Source organism: Methanobrevibacter sp., from assembly GCF_045577275.1.
Lineage (GTDB): Archaea > Methanobacteriota > Methanobacteria > Methanobacteriales > Methanobacteriaceae > Methanobrevibacter.
The window spans coordinates 1-2,860 of sequence record NZ_JAZNIB010000212.1 but is presented as its reverse complement, the minus strand read 5'-3'; the positions used below and the strand labels follow the sequence as shown (position 1 = coordinate 2,860).

Here is a 2,860-nt window from a genome sequence, read left to right as displayed (position 1 = left end):
AGAATAATTAAAAAAAGAATAATTGAAAAAAATAGAATAGAATAATAAAAAAATAAAAAAACAGATAAAATGAAAGAATACTTAAAAAAGAAAAAAATAAAAACAATTAAAAAATCATTTTATACCAGTTACAGTCATCCACTGCACAAATCTGTCTGAAATGGAGAAATGATTATAATCATCATCAATGACAATCTCTTTTCCATCATATTTGATTATCTCTTTTTTAGTTTTTCCATCTCGCAAATATGCTTTTATCTCTTTAAAGTCATTTTGCTTTAGGAATTCGCATAGCTGTTCATCATTGTAAACAGTCATTTTCATGAATTTTTCAGACATCTTCATTATGAGATTGTCTGCCCCGTTTGATTCACAACCGATTAAAAACATTCCCCCTGGTTTAAGCACTCTTTTTACTTCTCCAAAGGACTTTACAATGTCTGGCCAGAAATAAACTGTTTCAAATGCTGTTACAATGTCAAAAGTGTCATCATCAAAAGGAAGGTCCAAAACATTTCCCTCTAAAACCTCAACCTTACCCATTCTAATCAGATCTTCATTGACTTCACGAGAAAGCTTTACACTTTCAATACTGTAATCTACGCCATAAACCTTCTTGGCTGTTTGAGCCATACGGTTTAAATTCATTCCACCGCCACAGCCAACATCCAGTATAATATTATCTGGAGCGATATCCAAATGCTTCAAGCCCCATAATGAGACTGGAGTATGCTCCTTGTTCATTGATTTAAGTTGAATATTTCCTAATTTTCCTTGAGGATTTCCCATATTTTCAAAGAATCCCATCTTTACACCTATAAATTAATTTTTTAGTTTATTTTTATAATTGATTATCCAATTAAATATTTTAACTTATAAGTATATAAATTTTGGTATACCTAAATATATGGGTGAGTAAAAATATATAAAAATGATTAAAAAATATTGAAAATAGATATGGGGAGTATGGGATTGAATTATTATCTAAAAAATAAAATCAAAAGCCCCCATCATTTGAAGCCCTATATATGATATAACGATTACTTGAAGAACTTTTAGTTTATTAACACTGATTTTGTTAGCTAAATTAGCGGCATAGCCTGAAATGAGAATGCTAGTGATTGATAAGAACAATTGCAATAAGTTAACATAACCTAAAGAAAAATCAAGCAATCCTTGAATACCTAAACCCAAAATAATATAAGCCAATACCCCCGCTAATGAAACGCTTATGCTTAATGCAGAATTCGTTCCTATTGTATTGGTTATAGGATACTTCAAATAAGCAATGAAAATAGGTATGACAATTGCTGCACCTGCAGGACCAATAAGGCCACTTATAAATGCTCCGAATATAGCTACAGAATTCAATAAGACACCATTGGTTTTAGCATTACCCAGATTTTCTGGAGAATCGATCATTACAAGGACTATTGTCGATAAAATGCACACCAAACCAAAGCCTGTTTTTAAAATGCCAACATCGATATATTGTGAACCATAGCTCCAATAATTGTAGCAATGAATGATAATATCAGCATAGATTTTAAATGATTATAAACTATTAAACCATTTTCCTTATGCATTCTAGTACTGTTCACCATTGTAAGGCCAATCACTGCAAGACCTGTGGCAAATGTCACCGTTAAGGCAATCTTATCATCAATGCCCATTGATATCAAAAGATAATATTGGATAGGGGTTATTATGATTCCACCACCGATTCCTAGCAGACCTGCCATGAAACCAGCAAAACACCCCCCCAATCAATAATATCACTACATAAAATAAAAAATCCATACTATTCTCCAATAATTAATGATTTGAATAATAGTTTAAAATATCCGATTTAATAAATTGGATTCGCATTCTTCAAAATAATCCAATAAGAATTAAATCACCGTTAATCATATCATTAATAATATTATCTTTAGATAATTATTATAATTTAGCAATGATATCGCCAACATCAATATTGCTGATATCAATTTCAACACCGTTGATATTAGATTCAGCAATTTCTGGCGCATATTTAATTGAGCTGACCACATTAATGTCATCATCTAGTTTTTCTTTTAATAACCCTTCAATTGAATCATCAACTTTATTCAATATTACTAGATTATCCTTATCCGCTTTTTTAGCCATTTCATTGATTTTATTAGCTAAAATTACTGCATCATTGGATCCATCAACAACAGTAATTAATTTATCGATGTTAAAAGCAACTCCTTGGCCAATGTGTTCAATACCTGCAGAAGTATCTACTATTACAACTTGATTATCATCTAGTTTAAGATTTGCAATGAAATCCATAGCCAAATTAGAAATAGGGCAACTGCATCCATCTCCCGGATTTTCAATTTTACCCATTTGAATAAATCCCAAATTATCGCTCCAACTTGCAAATGGAGCCTCTAAATCATCGAAACTTATTTCACCAACTATATGTACAGCATCTTCCTGTTGCAATATTACCTTTACAAGTTCGCCCATAACACGACCTCTTCCACCACAATAGTCCATAAAAGTAGTTTCAGGTCTTTCGACACCAAGCATTTTATTAATGCCTAAATTTCCTTCATCAATATCAATTACAAGGACTTGATTATCCTTAGCCAAGTTTTTTGCAATGATGGAAGTCAAAGTACTTTTTCCACATCCACCACGACCATTAATTAAAAATTTTCCTTTCATCTAATCACCTATTAATTTGTACTTATAATTATGAAAAAACTAGTTTTAAAAGATTTTGTAACTAAAGAGTAACAGAAATATTACTAAATTGGAACAAAAACTAAATCCCGTAATATTTTGCAAAGAATATTTGAAAAAAACTTTAAATGTGGATTGCTAGATT

The 2,860-nt window shown here is 30.8% G+C and carries 2 protein-coding genes and 1 pseudogene; all 3 read right to left on the bottom strand.

Features of this window, described 5'->3' with window-relative positions:
* Positions 1-114: 114 nt before the first annotated feature.
* The 3 genes and pseudogenes from ACKI67_RS06115 to ACKI67_RS06105 all read right to left on the bottom strand — a co-directional run bounded on the left by ACKI67_RS06115 (position 115) and on the right by ACKI67_RS06105 (position 2,697).
* Positions 115-807 (bottom strand): class I SAM-dependent methyltransferase, encoded by a 693-nt coding sequence (locus tag ACKI67_RS06115; protein WP_407462556.1) that lies wholly within the window; start codon positions 805-807, stop codon positions 115-117.
* A gap of 177 nt (positions 808-984) precedes the next feature.
* Positions 985-1,742 (bottom strand): annotated as a pseudogene (locus ACKI67_RS06110) (sulfite exporter TauE/SafE family protein).
* 199 nt (positions 1,743-1,941) lie between these two features.
* A complete protein-coding gene (locus ACKI67_RS06105; RefSeq protein WP_407462555.1) occupies positions 1,942-2,697 on the bottom strand; it encodes a cobyrinic acid a,c-diamide synthase in 756 nt (251 codons plus the stop codon).
* Positions 2,698-2,860 lie beyond the last annotated feature (163 nt).

Coding starts and splice junctions, on each gene's coding strand:
- ACKI67_RS06115 (WP_407462556.1), bottom strand. CDS start 807: ATGGGATTCTTTGAAAATATGGGAAATCCTCAAGGAAAATTAGGAAAT.
- ACKI67_RS06105 (WP_407462555.1), bottom strand. CDS start 2,697: ATGAAAGGAAAATTTTTAATTAATGGTCGTGGTGGATGTGGAAAAAGT.